This is a genomic window from Pseudomonas sp. LBUM1659 (genome assembly GCF_059716045.1).
Window position 1 is genome coordinate 2,812,692 of sequence record NZ_CP166797.1, and the last position, 16,766, is coordinate 2,829,457.

Below are 16,766 nucleotides of genomic sequence, written 5' to 3' on the forward strand. Positions count from 1 at the left end.
TGAGTGTGTATCTGTCTGCACGGGGCGCAACTATTGCTAGACGTAATAGTGACCATTACGAAACGCAGTTTCTGCTTTATCGACAATAGTCGGAAAATCGCCTCCATTGATGAATCGAACCTTTTATTTTCAGGATGACACTGATGCGCCACTTATTTGTGCCTTCCATGGCGTTTGCCTCTTTGTTGCTCGCCGGATGTGCCTCCGCGCCGAATGCGCCGACCCTGACCTTGCATACCAGCAAGACCCCTGCTCAATACGCCGACTGCGTCGTGCCGAAATTGCAGGGCAGTGCGTTAAACCCGACTGTCTCGCAAACCTCGCGCAGCTACCGAATCGTGGTGCCTAGTAAGGTATCGACGGACAACGTGCTGGAAGCCTACAAGGCCGGGAAGGGTGGCAAGGTGTTCATCTACGAGCGCCATTTGCTGGCCTCGAACTTCTTGCCTTCGGCTTTTGAACGCGCCGCACAGGATTGCATCTGAAAGGACCGTCGCACCCGCTTGATCGCGGTAGTCATTTCACACTCTCGTAGATGACATCGCCGATGATTTCTCCTCCCATTCCGCCAAGTGAACCTCCGGCAAACGATCCAATTCCAACGGCCACAACACCGCAAGTCAAAGTAGCTAAACCACCAGTTGGCACCCCCAATTCAATACATAACCCGGCGACCGTAGAACCTGTCAAAAATGCACCTGCCGTGGCTCCACCCGCGACACCACCGGCGAAGCTTCCCGTCTCGGTAAATTTGATTTTTTTGCAAGCCTCGGTACTACCCGCTGCGCAAACGTCTTGAATTTTAGAATACGAACTACCACCGCCGATTGCCGTACCAATCCAATCGCCATATTTAACGGTTTTTGCGGCCTTGGACACACCCTCGATGTGCGTGGCGTATCCGGGAATTTGCTCGACGGCACCGGCCTTGGTCCAGCGGTGAACAAGGCTTCGGCTGGAGATCCCCAACGCGTTTTTCAAATTCGGATGATCAGGGAAGCCAATTCCTTTGCGAGTCAACGCGGTCAGGTTGGTGTTGAGTTGTGCGAGCAGGCGTTTACGTTTAGCAAAAAACTCTGGCGAGCGTAGATGTCCATCGGCTAGAAAAGTGCGTTTGTGCAGTGCTTCGAGGTCATTCAAAACGGTCTTTACGTTATCCAGATTCTTCGAAAACATCGCCTCACCAATGCCGATACCCCCCCCGTTGAACCCGCAGACAAAAAAGTTTCGATTTCGTCATGGTGGCGAACCATGAAATCGGCCTCGTCCGGGCTAAGCGGTTTGAGCGCGTTATGTGTCTTGGCCGCTGCTTCCATCAACAGCGCTTCTTCGCGGGTGCATTGCAGGTTATTGGGCTCGCTGAGCACGATCATCGTGCCCGCTTTAACGTCATTCAAGTTGGGATTAAAAGACAGAAACTTGCTCATCACTGCAGGGTTTTGCGAGGTAAACAGCGAGGTTTTCAACTGATCGCCTGTCGTGCTTTTGGCCACGATATAGAAGCCAGGCTCTTGCGGTTGCGGCCTAACTATCGGCTCAGCAGCGGGCAGAGGTGGCTTCTCTTGCGCAACGGGACTATGAAAACCACTGGCTGTCCAGCCCTTGCCAGTGATGTGCAAATACTTTCCGAAAGTGTCACTGCTTAACGGGCTGAAGGGAGCGTTCGAAACCAACGGACTTGGTATCTCTACAGGTGCATCTCGTTTGGACTTCGAAACGCGGAGAAAAATAAAAAAGATCCTGCAGTGATCGCGGTCAGCACCTGGATCAATGCCATTACGCTCAAGAAATCGACGTCGAAATACCCTAATCCCCATCCGATAGGGCTGCGCAAGCCGGTCATGATCCAAAGAACCATGAAAATTAAAAATAGAACGCCACCAGCGGTTTTTTTGGCACGCGGCGCCAAAAAACGGTGCATGCGTTTTCACACAGCCTGGGCCCACAGAGGCCAGTCAGCCAGGTTATCGTCGGCTTGTAGTGGAGGGGCGATGGGGCTGAGTGAGGGGCAATCCAACCTAATTTAAGGTGCGAGGAAAGGTTGCAGTAAATTTCGTTCCGCTCGTTAGAGTAGACGTTACAGCCACTTCGCCGTAGTGCGCCCTTGCGATTTCACGAACAATGAACAGGCCCAGCCCGACACTTCTAAGTTCAGCATTATCATGACTGCCACGGATCATCGGTTCGAACAGGTCCTTGAGCAACTCCAGTGGTATGGGTGTGCCAAGGTTGTGCACTGTAATAATGACAGCTTGATCTTCGAAGCTCGAAGAAACGGTGACTTCGCTATCGGCAGCACCGTAGGCTACTGCATTGGCAACCAAGTTGCCGATGAGCTGATACAACCGGTCATTGTCGGCAGTAAAGTCACCTTGCCCATAACGCAGGTGGATCAACTCATGCCCGGGGAAAGCCAGACCCAACTCGTCTAGGCAGTCGGCGACCAGTTCGTGTAGATCGATTGGTTTGGGCAGGACTGCGATACCTCGGCCGACTTGCGTCAAGGTGAAATCCAATAGATCGGCCACCAGACGTTGTGCGCGCTCTGCCGAGTGGGTGATGTGGCCAAGTACTTGTGCTTGTTTAGCATCCATCTCCCTGCGGCCCAGCAGTTCGGCCGCCATTTTTATCGCCGACAATGGGTTGCGCAGGTCGTGACTGACAATCCCGATAAGCTGCTCGGCGAACAGGGCTCTGTCTTCAGCCGCGGCGTAAGTGATTCGCAGCTTGTCTTGGGTAATATCCATTACCCGTTGATCTTTAAGGTGTTTTGCCAAATGTCTTTCGGCGAGCATTCGGGCATTGAGCAGCTCGCGCTCGTACCGTTGCCGATCTTCGGCCTTGAACAGCGTCATTTCATGAAATATGCCAGCAGAACTCTCACAACGGATCGCGCTGAGCATCATCGGAATTGAATGTCCGTTGTAGTGAACGAGATCGAACTTAACATCAGCGATCACGCCCTGGATTTGCATAAGGGGTGTCCAGTACGTCCTGTGAAACGTCCTCCCTTCAAGACTCATCAGGTCTTGGATGTTACGACCGAGCAGTTCCGTTCTGCGGTAGCCAATCCAGCGGCAGAAGGTGAGGTTGACCTGTGCGATCTGGCCATTTTCTGCGGTAAGCAGTAAGCCACAATCAGCTTCGTCGAAGAGAATTTCAGAATCGGGTAGCGAGTCGTCATCAGTGGGCATTTGTATTCACTGACCAATGGGGTCGATATCTAAAAAATTATAGACAGCACTCGCGCAACGACCCAGAAATTTACCCCTTTCGCAGAGATTAGCCTCGACATTCGGGGGTTTCACCAGCTGTGAATGACCGTTTATGGCCGATTCTGTTGAAAAAGTCGGTTCTTCCAGACTGCCCGCATACTGCCCGCTGAAAACGCCTTTTCTGCGCGCCGCTACGCGAAATCCGAACCCGGAATCCTCTGCTCAAAGTAAAGATTTCAATCTCAAGCGCGTACTTTTCTGTCGTGGAAACATTGGCCGACTTTTTCAACAGAATCGGCCGATTGCTGAGTCTGGCAAGTGGCAGCAACCCAAAGCTGCCGTTCGCCAGCACAGTAAAACCGACGCATCCTGCACTCTCAACAAAACGACATTATTTCATCGCCGATTGGATTCGTCGTGCTTCGAAAATACACTCAGGCTTTTCACGTTCGTGACGGCTGCTGCGCACCTGCTCACCCGCGCTGCACTCCATTACAAATTTCGTGCCCTTCCCTTTGCCTTCAAAAACAGCACGGCATTGACTCAAACACAGGGGGCATTTTATCGATTTATCAGCTACAGCGCGCAAGCCATGTTGGGGGTCATCATTTACGATACCGCGTTCAATAAAATGGATGCGCTAACATTGATAGAGCAGTTTCAAATACTGGATGCACTGAAGCTGTTCTTGCTTGTGGGTACCTTCATCGCGGTCGTCAAAACAAGGAAAATCCTGCCTTCTTTTTTTGCAAGCCTTTGCATTTATGTTGCGGCGTTCCTCTACCTGGGCGGCTGAAAACGGCTCTTTGGCTCCTCAGGCAGCGAGGGCATCAAAAATCGGTGGGTACTTCAGACCTTCCCTAGTGTCCAGCTTGATTCTCGGCCGCAGAATGGGCACTTTCGACCCTAAGCTGTCATCCGTAGAGGATGATCTGGCGTGTGATCCGTTGTCCACATAACGATCGCTGAATCACAAGATCCAGCACCCACCGGGTTATTGTAATTGGCCGTAGACGATTGCCAGCTGTTGTTGCGGCTGGATTACGCTATCTAGGAGGTTTAGAACTGAACAACCATTCGATTCAGTAAAGAGGAAGGACCCTATGTCTTTTAGTGACTATTGGAACGGCCCAGCGCACCGGCAACGCGCTGATGACCTGAACACCCAGCTTACGGACCTTCAGGCGCGCTATGCAGAGCTGCAAGTGCTCACTGAGAAGATCGGCGCCATGGACGTTTTGGAAGTCCAGAGGCTGATCGAGCAAGAAAAAGGGAAGCTTGATGCTGTCCGCCAGGAAACGCAATGCGCTCAGCGAGAGGTGGCAGCACTCGCTCAACGCTCCTCTGATTTACAAGGACAGATACTGGTTTGGGAGGAAACGTTACTTCTGGAAAGCTTTGCGCTCTACGAGCCCAAGTTCAAGTTGATCAGCAGTCATGAATACAAGTCCCAGCTGGACAGTGTCCGCGACCGCCAAAAAGCGATGATCAAGAACGGGGAGGCCGCGACCGGGAACATGGACTGGACTGTCAACGATAGTAAGGCGCAAGGGCGCAAGCTCGTAAACGACATGATCAAACTGGTGATTCGATCGTTTAATAATGAAGCCGATTACTGTGTCGATAACGTGAAGTTCAGCAACGTCGAGCTGGGTGAGAAACGAATTCTCAAATCATTCGAAGCCTGCAACCGCCTTGGCAAAATTATGAACGTGGAGATATCGCGCAGGTTCCTGAGCCTGAAGCTCGATGAGTTGCACCTTGCCCACGAGTTTCAGATCAAGAAGCAAGAGGAAAAGGACGAAGCCAAGCGTGCTAGAGAAGAGTTGCGGGAACAACAGAAGCTTGAGCAGGAGATCCGCGCAGCCCGGGAGAAGATCGCCAAGGAGCGCAAACACTTCACGACCGCGTTGCGTGACATCCAGGCTCGCCTGGAAAAAGCAGAATCTGAAGACGAGCGGGCTGCCCTTTTAACGAAGCTGGCTGAAGTTGAAGCGGGCCGAGCCGAGCTGGAGAGCGAAGAGAAGCTCATTGACTATCGCGAACAGAACGCCAAAGCCGGCTATGTATATGTGATCTCCAACGTTGGGGCGTTCGGGGAGGGTATTTACAAGATCGGTATGACCCGCCGCTTGGAGCCCATGGATCGTGTCGATGAGCTGGGTGATGCATCGGTGCCGTTTTGGTTTGACGTGCATGCGATGGTTTGCTCGAATAACGCCCCCGCATTGGAAGCGAAGCTGCACGAACGCTTCGCCGTAGGTCGCCTAAACAAGGTCAACGGACGCAAGGAGTTCTTCCGTGCGGACATTGCTGAGATCGAGTCGGTCATTCGAGAAAACTACGATGCTGTTGTCGAGGTTACTTACGAAGCACCGGCCGAACAGTATCGCGAAAGCCTGCGAATGGCCTTGCCTAAGGCCGCAATTCAGTATTCAGAACGTGTTGTGGCACAAAGCTAATATTACCGAATGGATGCCTGTTAATTGGCCTCGGTTTGCTAGAGGCTTGTCTAACTCAAGACATATAGGCAGGAACGTCTGCTATTGGCCCAGCTTTGAGAAAATTCCGAAGCCAATACGAAGAGCGCTGCTACGTACATTTTGAAAAGGCTTGGCTACCCAAAACCAACCCGGCTACACCTAGAAGCGTAATTTTTAGGTTGTTTTTTAACCGGACGGAGTGCTGCACACGTTTTCACACAGCCTGGGCCGATTTCGGACTGTCAGCGGAATTTAGATTGCCCGTCGTCAGGGTTGCCGGCTGCCACCAGAAACTCCTGCCGCGCCAATGCCAGCACACCGATTGGTGCACGGGTGTCAACGCGTTCGGCGCCAGGATCAGCGCGCCACAATTGCCAGGCGAGGTAAAACAGATAGGCCGCGCCGAGAATCTTGATCCCGTAGAACAGCATTTCGGAGGTGTGCAGCACCACCGCCAATCCGGCGGAGGCGAGGGCGATCATGCCGGCAAACGCCAGCAACCGACCGATCGACCGATCCCGGCCACGCAGGAGGTGCGATAGGCGTAACGCGTCGAGTTGCTGACCGACAGCAGATTATTCGGGCCAGGCGCCATGTTCAGGGCAAAGCAGGCCGGCAGGAAAAGGGTGAGGGTGGCGGGGTCCATGGCGAGTCTGCGCAAACGAGAGCGCTATTTTTATCATGGGCAGCGTGTGGCTTGCCCGGTATAGCCATGAACGCAAGCCGCAGCACACTTTCATTTGGCGAATTTTCTCGCGCCCGCGACGCAGAAAATCACGGCGACAGTGACCCCGAGCATGCCAATGCTGACCTGTTCGTGCAGCAGCGTCGCCGCCAGTGCCAACCCAAAAAACGGCTGTAACAACTGAAGCTGTCCCACCGCCGCAATCCCGCCCTGCGCCAACCCGCGATACCAGAACACAAAACCGATCAGCATGCTGAACAGCGACACGTACGCGAGGCTTAGCCAAGCCGGCATGCTGATACCGGAAAGCGAAACGGGCATCCGCCACAACGTCAGCGCTGCCATCAGCGGTAGCGACAACACCAACGCCCAGCAAATCACCTGCCAGCCGCCCAGTGTTCTGGAGAGTTTTGCGCCTTCGGCATACCCCAGGCCACACGCCAGAATCGCCAATAGCATCAGGACGTCACCGACGGGAGAAGCGCTCAGCCCCTGAGAGACGGCGAAGCCAATCACCAGCAAACTCCCCAGCACCGAAAAAAACCAGAACGCCGGCTGTGGGCGCTCTCCACCACGCAACACGCCGAAGGCGGCGGTGGCGAGCGGCAGCAGGCCGACGAAGACGATGGAATGCGCCGACGTCACGTATTGCAACGCCAGCGCCGTCAGCAGCGGAAAGCCGATCACCACGCCCATTGCCACGATAACCAAAGGCAACAACTGACTGCGCGACGGGCGCTGTTGCTTGAACAGCCACAGCATGCACAGCGCCAGCACGCCGGCGATAGTGGCGCGGGCGACAGTCAAAAACACAGGGTCGAGTTCGAGCACGGCCACGCGGGTGGCGGGCAGCGAGCCGCTGAAGATCAGCACGCCGATGAAGCCGTTGATCAGCCCGCTTGCGTGCTTGTCCAGCGTCGGGCTTTTCAGCGTTGAGGTCCTTTCCATCGAGCGTCTCCGTGTCGGGTTGTGTGAATCGCATCCTATGAGCCAAGATTGAGAACAATCAAAAAATTGTCATGGATACATCCCACGATGCCACGCTCTCGCTACAAGTCGCTGGTGGACACTTTTGCTGCTGATATTCACTCGGGGCGATTGCTGCCCGGCACACGCTTGCCGACGCACCGCCAGTTGGCCGTCAGCGAGGGCCTGGCGCTGGTCACGGCCAGCCGGGTCTATGCCGAGCTGGAAGCCATGGGCCTGGTCAGTGGTGAAACCGGGCGCGGGACGTTTGTCCGCGAGACCTCGTTACCGCCCAGTCATGGCATTGATCAGCCAGACGTCGCGGCAGGGGTTATCGACCTCAACTTCAACTATCCCTCGCTGCCGGGGCAAGGTGATCTGTTGCGCAATGCCTTGCGCCAACTCGCGTTGTCCGGCGACCTGGAATCACACTTGCGCTATCAGCCCCATGCCGGGCGTGCGCATGAGCGCGCCTCCATCGCCCGACATTTGAGTAGCCGTGGTCTGACGGTTCAGGCTGAGCAGGTATTGATTGTCAGTGGCGCCCAGCATGGTCTGGCAGTGACGCTGATGGCGCTGCTGCGACCCGGTGACGTGATCGCGGCCGACGCACTCACCTATTCGGGTTTCAAGGTATTGGCGGAATCACTGCACCTTGAAATCGTGCCCATCCCCGTCACAGCGCAGGGGCCGGATCTGGAGGCGCTGGAAAAACTGTGCCGCAGCCGAACAGTGCGTGCCGTCTACACCATGCCGACCCTGCATAACCCGATGGGCTGGGTGATGGCCGCCGATCAACGCGAACACCTGGTGGCGATTGCGCGCAAGCATGACCTGCACATCATTGAGGACGGGGCCTATGCGTTTCTCGCCGAAGAAGCGCCGCCGCCCATTGCTGAGCTGGCCCCGGAACGGACCGTCTACGTGTCCGGCTTTTCCAAGAACGTCGCCACCGGTCTGCGCGTGGGTTTCATCGCGGCACCGGCGCAAAGGGTGGCTGCACTGGAGCGCACGATCAGGGCGACCACCTGGAACACACCGGGCGTCATGACGGCCATCGCCTGCGCCTGGCTCGATGACGGCACTGTCACCCGCCTCGAAGCGCAAAAGCGCGAAGACGCACAAGCCCGACAGAAACTGGCCGATGAGGTGCTGGGCGGCCTTCACGTTATCCGCCACCCGTCGTCGTACTTTCTGTGGTTGCCCCTGTCGGAGGACGCACGGGCAGACCAGATCGCCGTGGCCTTGATGCGTGAACAGGTCTCGGTATCCACCGCCGAGCCTTTTGCGGTTTCAGTTCATGTTCCGCACGCCCTGCGGTTGGCGCTGGGTTCGGTGGACCTGGACGCGCTTCGACAAGCGCTGGTGAAAGTGAGGTGGGTAGTGGAGGCACATAGGTAAAAAAATTAGCGCCTTTGGCCGACTGAACTACAATTCCCTCACTTTTTTGGAGGCCAGCCGGTCGTGGATGTATTTTCGTTTGTCTATGACTGCCTGTCCCGATGGGTGATAACACCAGTTACCCATCAGCTTCTTGGCATTTTTGATTTGAATGGGCGCTTCGGCCTTTTGTTTCTGGCGTCCTCCTACAGCGTTGCCTATGGGCTGTTTCGATTCAGGAAATCTCGCGGGCTGACGAACGCACAGACCTTCTGGCAGTTCATCGGCGGCAAGCAGGTTTACCTGCATCAGTCGGCATTACTGGATTACCGCTACTACTTCGTCCGCGCCATTCTGAAAGTCATGCTGGTACTGCCCATCGTCGCTCTGGTGGACCCGCACATCCTGCGCTCCGCCGACTACGTGGGCTTTTTCACCAACCTGTGGGGCGCGCGCATTCAAGTCGAGGAACACCTCGCGTTGTCGCTGCTGTATGGGTTCGGCGTGTTTCTGGTCAAGGATTTCGCCAACTATTGGGGCCACCGCGCCTTCCATACCCGCTGGCTTTGGGATTTTCACAAGGTCCACCATTCGGCACCGGTGCTGGTCCCGGCGACCGCAAGCCGGCTGCACTTTGTGGAGAAAATTGTCGAAAAACTCACGAATACGCTGTGCATCGGTGTCTACGCCGGTGTCTTCTGGTACGCCTGTGGCGGCGAAATCAGCCGTTACACCCTGTTTGGCGTGACCTGGATGGTGTTGATCCTCAACGGTTTTGCCGCCAACCTGCGCCATACCCATGTCTGGCTGTCGTTTGGACCCGTGGTCGAACATGTGCTGAACAGCCCGGCCCAGCACCAGATTCATCACAGCGACGCGCCGAAACACATCAACAAGAACTTCGGTATCAATCTGTCGCTCTGGGACTGGATGTTCGGCACGCTCTACGTCACCACTTCCAAACCCGAGGCGATCCGCTTTGGCACCGGCGACGCGGATCATCAGCGTTACCTGACGGTGTACAGCCTGATCGTGACGCCTTTTGTGGACATCGCCCGCAAAATCCGCCTGACGAAACCCGCGCAGACCCTTGCCCCCGAGGTGGTTGACGGGTCGAAGGACGTGCCTCTTCGGTAACAGGACACCCCCCAAACGAATCCATGACCTACGCTTGTTCACAGAAGCATGTTCAGTGAGCAGGGATTGCTCCTGAGCGAGATTCAACCGGCACCTACAAAAACAAGATCAGGAGACCACTCATGTTCGCTTTGTTCCGTCGTTTCAATTTCGCCGCGGCCGTGGCTATCACCGCTGCCGCACTCGCAACACCCGCCCTGGCGCTGGATACCGTCAAGTTCATGGCCCCTGGTTCTGTCGGTGGCGGATATGACCAGACCGCACGGGATCTGGGCAAAGCCATGATCGAGGCCAAAGTTGCCAAGGCCGTCACCTTCGAAAACAAGGGTGGCGCAGGCGGTACGCTGGGCCTGGCACAGTTTGCCAACAGCACCAAAGGGGATGGGGGTGCGTTGCTGGTGGTGGGCGCGATCATGGTCTCGGGCATCGAACAGAACAAACCGCAAATCACCTTGAAGGACGTGACACCGATTGCCCGGCTGTTTACCGAATACAACGTGATTGCCGTGCGCAAGGAGTCCGAGTTCAAAACCCTGGAAGACTTGTTGGCAGCCTTCAAAGCCAAGCCGACCAGCATCACATGGGGCGGCGGCTCCAAGGGCTCGGTCGATCACATCGGTATCGCCGAACTGGCCGGAAAGATGGATATCCCGGTCAATAAGGTGAATTACGTTGCCTTCGGCGGTGGCGGCGAAGTGGTTGCTCAGGCACTCGGCGGCCAACTCAAAGTGATCACTGGCGGTTATGCCGAATTGGGTCAATACATCAAGAACGGTCAGTTCCGCGTTCTCGCCATCGGCGCGCCGGAGCGTGTTGCCGGTATCGATGCTCCGACCCTAAAAGAAAAAGGGTACGACGTGATCATTGGCAATTGGCGCGGTGTGTACGGTGCCGCGGGTCTGAGCCCTGAGCAGCGCAAAGAGCTGACCGACGCCGTCGTCGCTGCCACCAACAGCCAATCCTGGCAAGACAACATTAAAACCAACGCGTGGTCGCCGAGCGTGTTGACCGGCGACGCATTCGGCAAGTTTGTCGACGAAGAACACGTGCGGTTGCGAGCGATGCTTGTCAACGTCGGGCTGCTGTGACATGGCCGGGATGCGCAAGCTTGTGCCGCCACAGTTGGCCATTGGCCTTGGCCTGATCGCCATCAGTGCCGTACTGGCGGTCGGTGCCTGGCGGTTTCCGCCCGAAATGGGCTTCGTCATTTTGCCCGCGTATGTCTATCCCTCTGGGCTGGCGGTGTTCCTGGGTGTCGTTGGGTTGCTGCTCAGTTATCAAGCCTGCACCGGTGGCTTTCGCGAATTGGCGGACCACGATGACGAGTCTGCCAAAGCATTGCCCGGTGGCAAACCCGGTGCGGCGTGGGTCACTGCGGGGCTGGTAGGGGTGGCTGTGCTGATCAACCTCATCGGCTTCGTCCTCGCTGCCGGGCTGCTGTTTGCCTGTTCGGCACGCGGGTTTGGCAGTCGCCATCCGCTTCGGGACCTGGCCATCGGCATTGCCTTGACGCTGCCGATTTACTGGCTGTTCAACGCCGGGCTCGGGGTTTCCCTGCCGCCCCTTGTCAACGCCTGGATCTGAGCCGGGCTGAAGGAGATCAACCCGGTGGATATTCTCGCAAGCCTGGCGATGGGGTTTTCCGCCGCGCTGTCACCAATCAACTTGATGTGGGGTTTTATCGGCTGTTTGCTCGGCACGGCGATTGGCGTGTTGCCCGGTATAGGACCGGCGCTGACCGTCGCGCTGTTGTTGCCAATCACCGCCAAGGTCGATCCCACTGGCGCGCTGATCATGTTCGCCGGCATCTACTACGGCGCGCAGTTTGGCGGCTCGACCACCTCCATTTTGCTCAACACGCCGGGGGAGTCATCCTCCATGGTCACGGCCCTGGAAGGTAACTTGATGGCCCGCAACGGCCGGGCCGGGCCGGCACTTGCCACGGCGGCGATCGGTTCATTCGTGGCCGGGACCATCGCCACGATTCTGCTGACCCTGTTTGCCCCCGTCGTCGCCACGCTGGCGCTGAAATTTGGCCCGGCGGAATATTTCGCGATTCTGGTGCTGTCGTTCACCACCGTGTCGGCAGTACTTGGCGCGTCGATGCTGCGCGGTTTCGCCTCGCTTGGGGTTGGCCTGGCCATCGGCTTGATCGGGCTGGACTCGACCTCGGGAATCGCCCGTTACACGCTGGGAGTGCCAGAGTTGGTGGATGGCATCGAAGTGGTGCTGGTGGCGGTCGGTTTGTTTGCCGTGGGAGAGGCGTTATACAGCCTTCTGTACCAAAAAGAAGAACCCGTAAGCCGGCACCGCTTGACCTCGTTGTGGATGACCCGCGCCGACTGGAAACGCTCGGTTCCGGCCTGGCTGCGTGGCACGCTGATCGGTTTCCCGTTCGGCTCGATTCCGGCCGGTGGTGCCGAGATTCCGACGTTTCTGTCCTATTCGGCCGAGCGCAAGCTGAGCAAGTACCCGAAAGAGTTTGCGGGCAGCAAGGGCGAAGGCGCGATTGAAGGGGTTGCTGGCCCCGAGGCGGCCAACAACGCCAGCGCGACCGGTTCGTTGGTGCCGCTGCTGACGCTGGGCATTCCAACCTCCGCCACGGCGGCCATCCTGTTGGCCGCGTTCCAGAATTACAACCTGCAACCGGGCCCGATGTTGTTCCAGACCTCGGGTGACCTGGTCTGGACCCTCGTCGCCTCGCTGTACATCGGCAACGTCATTCTGTTGGTGCTGAACCTGCCGCTGGTGGGGCTGTGGGTCAAGCTGCTGCAAATTCCCCGGCCTTACTTGAATGCCGGCATTCTGGTGTTTGCCACCATCGGCGTGTATGGCATGCGTCATTCATCATTCGATCTGCTGCTGATGCTCGGCATTGGCTGGGGCGGGGTGTTGATGCGGCGTTTCGATTTCCCCGTGGCGCCGGTGATCGTCGGTATGTTGCTGGGGCCTATGGCTGAAAAACAACTGCGCAACGCCTTGTCCATCAGCGAGGGCGACTGGCTGATCTTTGTCACGCAACCCATCGCGGCGTCGTTCCTCGCGCTGACGCTTTTGGTGTTGATCGTTCCGCATTTGCTCCACGCTCGGGGCATCAAATTGCATGAGGATGATTAGGCAGTTTTCTTCAATACGCGGGGCAGCGCGCTCAGTAACTTGAGCGCTGATTTCCCTGAATTGAAGAAGGTGTGCGATGAGTCTGATTATCTCCATGGCGACGTTTGCGCTGGTGGCGTCTATAACGCCGGGGCCGGTGAATATTGTGGCGTTGAGTTCGGGCGCGCAGTTTGGCTTTCGCGCCAGTCAACGGCACGTTGCCGGGGCAACCCTGGGGTTTGTTGTGTTGCTGGTGTTGTTGGGGCTGGGATTGCATGAGGTCTTGCAGCTGTGGCCAGCGCTGACGCGGGTGGTGCAATTGGCGGGCGTGGCGTTTTTGTTGTTCATGGCCTGGAAACTGGCGGCGGACGATGGTCGTCTCGATGCCAAGGCGTCGGGAAAGGCGCCATCGATGGTGTATGGCGCGGTCATGCAATGGCTCAACCCGAAAGCCTGGCTGGCCTGCGTGGCGGGGATGGGCGCCTTCGTCGCGGACGGCGAGGCGCGGTTGGTTTGGCAGTTTGCAACGGTGTATCTGGTGATCTGTTATCTGTCGGTGGCTTGCTGGGCGTACGCAGGCACATTTTTACAGGGCTATTTGCACAACCCCGTCGGTATGCGTTTGTTCAATCGGGTCATGGCGTCGTTGCTGGGGGGCAGTGCGGTTTATCTGCTTTTGTCCTGAACGCACCGCAGCCCCAGGCATTCGTCTTAATCCAGTCCGTGCAGCAAACTGAACTCGTGTTTGGTCAGCGGCGAGAATCGATTGGCTCGTAGTTGGCTGATGGCATACAGCGCACGACCCGTACGCCCGTTGCCGTCGCCCAAACCGTGGAAACCGACAACGGATGCCAGCAAATGTTTGTCAAAGTGCTCATGTCCGGTATCCAGGGTTTTGAGATGCTGTTCCATCGCGGCGAACCCACTGATATGGGTTCCGTATTTTTTGTCGCTGACTCCGACCCGCACGACCTCGGCGGAAGCAGGTGCAATGCGGGCGTGCACCTCTTTGATGAGTGCCGGATCTGTCAGGGCTTTGTTGTTACCCGCAAACTCGCGCAGTACGGCAACCATGCTATCGAGGTCGTTGCCTCGGGAAGTCGAGCCGTTCACGATCCAGGCCCCAGCTCTTTGGGCGTTATCGGTAAAGCCTTGAGGGTTGAAGGTCGCCTCCGGCATGACGTCGTTATAGGGCGCCTTGCCCAGATCCTGTTTCAGCACATTTTGCTGATAGCTATTCATGTATTTGACTTTCTTCGTTTCCAACTCGGCAAAGGTGCCCAGAAAGTCGGCGTAGTCTTGTGCGCCGTATCCGGAGCGTGCCGTGGAGTAGCCAAGTTTTGATCTTTCCAAAACGGCTGTGAACAGATCGTCCAGTGCGGTTCGGCCGATCAACGACTCCAGATTTTGCGCTTGTTTGAGCTTGGCCGTAGATTCGATGAGCGCATTATTAAACAGATGTTCCAGTTCGATTTGGCTGGCGTCACTCGGCAGGCGAGTGTTCTTGTTACCCAAAGTCGTCACAACCTGTTCGACTGTTTCAATGCTGTCGTCCTTCAATAACGCACGGCCGTGGGCCACTGTGTCCAGAGACATACGGATCCGTGGAGCGGATCCGGTATGGTCGATCGCCTTGATCAGGTCATAACTGTTCACGGCTGTCAGATGACTCAATTGCTTCCTGGCCAAATGGGATACGGCGTGAGAATGAGTGCTCAGCTTCGTCAGACTTCGCCCCAACAGCTTTCCGCCCCCCTGGAGCAATGGCGGGAGGCCGTCCAGTGGATTGAACAGGCTGAGGATTGTCCGGCTGAGCACTTTGGAAGCAGACAATAGCCGGGTTGCCACGGTGGCAATTTTGGTGGTGGTGGCGGCAATTTTCCCCGGCACGGCTGCAAACGACATAGCGACCAGGGCCGCGTCCATGACGCACCCAGCGATTGCGCTCTTCTGCCTGGACGCAACCCCAGAGGACAGTTCCTCGATGCACTCCTTGAAGGGAATGATCAGGTTGAGAATGCTGTTGAAGATCGAATCGGTCTTTTCTATGGCCCGTTCCCGTACGGTCTGATCGAAACCCAATTGCTTCAGCTCATCTTCGGTGAAATATGGGTTTTCCTCAGCAATTAGGTGGCCGATAGCCTTTTGTCGCGGCGACCGCAAATAAGGGGGTGGAGATGCCGGCGCTGTGTCATCCAGCGGTGCCTTGAGCTCGCCGATTTTTCGGATAAATACTTTGGAATGAACATTGACCCTTTGCTCAAGGTTCTGAAGATAGGCGTCTACATCGACCGGTATGTTCTCGATAACTTTGTGGTCAGCAACGTCTGGCTCAAAGTCATTCAGATTCCGACCCGACAGCGGACGAAACAGAGCTTCAAGTTGTTGATTGGGATTGCATTCCAGTCTTAATGGAAAAATTTCATAACACCGAACGTTATCTCGCCATTTGGCACACAGGATGACACCAAAACGCCCCGTTGTTCCCGGGGCAGCAATAGGATCAGTCACAATGCCTGGTCGTACAGCTGAAAAGGTGAGTTTTGTAAATTGTCGAATGCAATAAATATCAAGAGCGCCGTACTCTAGGTAGTCGGCGTCTTCGGGTTTTAATTGCGACAGTGCAATGACTATGTTGCTGGTCAGTGCCTCGGTTATTTCTCTGTAATATTTGTCTATAGCCTCTTCGTATATATCGGCAATCGGAAACAGGCTGGTCAGTTGAGGGAATGAGTGGTAAATGCTGGGCGGTTGCAGGAGCTGAGTGCAACACGGTTATTGATTTGAAGTCGGGCCATCATGCCGCATAGCGATGGCCTTTTGCATTACTTGACCCATCACTTCGATTGGACATTTAAAATCGAAGCGTTTGCGTGGGCGCATGTTCAATTGCAGCGCTATGGCATCAAGCTCTTCCTGGCTGTGGACTGACAAGTCAGTCCCCTTGGGCAAGTATTGGCGGATTAGTCCGTTAATATTTTCGTTACTCCCGCGCTGCCAAGGGCTGTGCGGATCACAGAAATAGATCGCCACACCGGTCCTCTGCGTGATTTCGATATGTCTCGCCATCTCCCGGCCCTGGTCGTAGGTCATGCTTTTACGCATCGCCAGCGGCATGCGATTGAGCGCAGCACAAAAGCCTTCCATCGCAGAGGTCGCTGTCGCATCGTTCATTTTCACCAACATCAAGTAGCCGCTGGTACGTTCCACCAAGGTGCCTACAGACGAGGCGTTGGCTTTGCCCTTGATCAGATCGCCTTCCCAATGCCCCGGGGTTAACCGGTCTTCAATCTCCGGTGGTCGCACATGAATGCTGACCATCTCGGGGATCTGGCCGCGCCGATCCACTCCACCAGAGCGCGGCCTACGGGAGGTCTTACCTTGGCGCAAGCAGATGATCAGCTCCTTGCGCAGCTCACCGACCGGCAAGGCGTAGATCGCGGTATAGATCGTCTCGCGGCAGACGTAGGCGTCTTTGAGGCTGGGTATGTTCATGCTGCGCAGCTTGCCGCTAATCTGCTCAGGAGACAAACGCTCACGCAGCATATGGGCCACTAACTCCAGCCGCTCACTGCCCGGCAGTAGCTTACGTTTGGGCCGACAGAGACGACGGCGAACCTGCATCCGTTGCTGAGCAGTTCGCACCAAATAGCGGCTACCTCCCTCCCGGTTACGACGTAGCTCTCGGCTTATGGTCGAGGGCGCTCGGTTGATCAAGCGGGCGATCCTTCGCTGACTAAAGCCTTGGGCCAAACCGAGTTGGATAGTGACGCGTTCTTCGATACTGAGTTCGTGATAGGACAT

15 protein-coding genes and 1 pseudogene are annotated in these 16,766 nt (G+C 56.2%); 9 read left to right on the top strand and 7 right to left on the bottom strand.

The genetic code is table 11. The features are described from left to right. Positions 1–143: 143 nt before the first annotated feature. The gene (locus ACA048_RS12795) at positions 144–485 is read left to right on the top strand and encodes a hypothetical protein (RefSeq protein ID WP_497629434.1); all 342 of its coding nucleotides are present in this window, start codon (positions 144–146) and stop codon (positions 483–485) included. A 31-nt stretch (positions 486–516) separates the two neighbouring features. Here ACA048_RS12795 and ACA048_RS12800 read toward each other — a convergent pair whose 3' ends face one another. The 3 genes from ACA048_RS12800 to ACA048_RS12810 all read right to left on the bottom strand — a co-directional run bounded on the left by ACA048_RS12800 (position 517) and on the right by ACA048_RS12810 (position 3,194). Further along, complete coding sequence (locus tag ACA048_RS12800) at positions 517–1,176, bottom strand: hypothetical protein (RefSeq protein ID WP_497629435.1); 660 nt, start codon at positions 1,174–1,176, stop codon at positions 517–519. Beyond that, positions 1,149–1,931, bottom strand: a complete 783-nt coding sequence (locus ACA048_RS12805; RefSeq protein WP_497629436.1) for a hypothetical protein — start codon at positions 1,929–1,931, stop codon at positions 1,149–1,151. The genes ACA048_RS12800 and ACA048_RS12805 overlap by 28 nt, the downstream gene beginning before the upstream one ends. Positions 1,932–2,018: 87 nt before the next feature. Beyond that, positions 2,019–3,194: a PAS domain-containing sensor histidine kinase gene (locus ACA048_RS12810; RefSeq protein ID WP_497629437.1), complete on the bottom strand. Its 1,176-nt coding sequence runs from the start codon at positions 3,192–3,194 to the stop codon at positions 2,019–2,021. A gap of 133 nt (positions 3,195–3,327) precedes the next feature. Between ACA048_RS12810 and ACA048_RS12815 the strand changes: the two genes are divergently transcribed. Next, positions 3,328–4,011, top strand: coding sequence for a hypothetical protein (locus tag ACA048_RS12815; protein WP_497629438.1), 684 nt, complete (start codon positions 3,328–3,330; stop codon positions 4,009–4,011). Positions 4,012–4,318: 307 nt separating this feature from the next. Then, positions 4,319–5,677 carry an SNIPE associated domain-containing protein gene (locus tag ACA048_RS12820; RefSeq protein ID WP_497629439.1) on the top strand — a complete coding sequence of 453 codons (1,359 nt, stop codon included), beginning with the start codon at positions 4,319–4,321 and terminating at the stop codon, positions 5,675–5,677. A 290-nt stretch (positions 5,678–5,967) separates the two neighbouring features. Here the strand turns inward: ACA048_RS12820 and ACA048_RS12825 are convergent. Further along, positions 5,968–6,344 (bottom strand): annotated as a pseudogene (locus ACA048_RS12825) (LysE family translocator); the annotation flags it as partial. A gap of 90 nt (positions 6,345–6,434) precedes the next feature. Further along, entirely contained in the window at positions 6,435–7,331 is an 897-nt protein-coding gene (locus ACA048_RS12830; RefSeq protein WP_497629440.1) for a DMT family transporter, read from the bottom strand. Positions 7,332–7,418: 87 nt separating this feature from the next. Here ACA048_RS12830 and ACA048_RS12835 point away from each other — a divergent pair, with 87 nt between their 5' ends. From ACA048_RS12835 to ACA048_RS12860, 6 genes are all read left to right on the top strand, one after another. After that, positions 7,419–8,750, top strand: coding sequence for an aminotransferase-like domain-containing protein (locus ACA048_RS12835; RefSeq protein ID WP_497629441.1), 1,332 nt, complete (start codon positions 7,419–7,421; stop codon positions 8,748–8,750). Between the two features lie 63 nt (positions 8,751–8,813). Next, entirely contained in the window at positions 8,814–9,866 is a 1,053-nt protein-coding gene (locus ACA048_RS12840) for a sterol desaturase family protein (RefSeq protein ID WP_497629442.1), read from the top strand. 122 nt (positions 9,867–9,988) lie between these two features. Beyond that, entirely contained in the window at positions 9,989–10,954 is a 966-nt protein-coding gene (locus tag ACA048_RS12845; protein ID WP_497629443.1) for a tripartite tricarboxylate transporter substrate binding protein, read from the top strand. 1 nt (position 10,955) lies between these two features. Then, the gene (locus ACA048_RS12850; RefSeq protein ID WP_497629444.1) at positions 10,956–11,450 is read left to right on the top strand and encodes a tripartite tricarboxylate transporter TctB family protein; all 495 of its coding nucleotides are present in this window, start codon (positions 10,956–10,958) and stop codon (positions 11,448–11,450) included. 24 nt (positions 11,451–11,474) lie between these two features. Beyond that, positions 11,475–12,983 (top strand): tripartite tricarboxylate transporter permease, encoded by a 1,509-nt coding sequence (locus ACA048_RS12855; RefSeq protein WP_497629445.1) that lies wholly within the window; start codon positions 11,475–11,477, stop codon positions 12,981–12,983. Between the two features lie 76 nt (positions 12,984–13,059). Then, positions 13,060–13,647, top strand: coding sequence for a LysE family translocator (locus tag ACA048_RS12860; RefSeq protein WP_497629446.1), 588 nt, complete (start codon positions 13,060–13,062; stop codon positions 13,645–13,647). Between the two features lie 26 nt (positions 13,648–13,673). Here the strand turns inward: ACA048_RS12860 and ACA048_RS12865 are convergent, their stop codons facing one another. Together ACA048_RS12865 and ACA048_RS12870 are read right to left on the bottom strand one after the other, a co-directional pair. Next, positions 13,674–15,473: a hypothetical protein gene (locus tag ACA048_RS12865; protein WP_497629447.1), complete on the bottom strand. Its 1,800-nt coding sequence runs from the start codon at positions 15,471–15,473 to the stop codon at positions 13,674–13,676. 264 nt (positions 15,474–15,737) lie between these two features. Continuing rightward, complete coding sequence (locus tag ACA048_RS12870; protein WP_497625381.1) at positions 15,738–16,766, bottom strand: IS30 family transposase; 1,029 nt, start codon at positions 16,764–16,766, stop codon at positions 15,738–15,740.